Source organism: Pseudoalteromonas rubra, from assembly GCF_005887095.1.
GTDB lineage: Bacteria > Pseudomonadota > Gammaproteobacteria > Enterobacterales > Alteromonadaceae > Pseudoalteromonas > Pseudoalteromonas rubra_E.
In genome coordinates, this window is the sequence record NZ_PNCI01000164.1 from 1 (window position 1) to 358 (window position 358).

Sequence of the window (358 nt, forward strand, 5' to 3'; positions counted from 1 at the left end):
CCCGCCATGACTTACCAATAGACAAGTAAAAAAGGCACCCAAGGGTGCCTTTATGTTATTGGTGATAGCTTAAGCAGGTTTCTACTTCGTCTTTCGAGCCGAGAATCACCGCGACACGCTGGTGAATTTGCTGCGGCTCTATTTCCATAATCCGCTGCTCGCCCGTACTTGCCAAACCTCCAGCTTGTTCAATCAGCATAGCCATCGGGTTGGCTTCATAAAGGAGGCGCAGTTTGTAAGGCTTGTCGGGGTTTTTAGTATCGGCCGGGTAGGTAAACAGGCCGCCACGACAGAGCACGCGATGGACATCGCCGACCATGGCGGCTATCCAGCGCATATTAAAGTTTTTGCCACGTGG

1 pseudogene is annotated in these 358 nt (G+C 51.7%); it reads right to left on the bottom strand.

The features are described from left to right. Positions 1-55: 55 nt before the first annotated feature. Positions 56-358 (bottom strand): annotated as a pseudogene (locus tag CWB99_RS23730) (class 1 fructose-bisphosphatase); the annotation flags it as partial.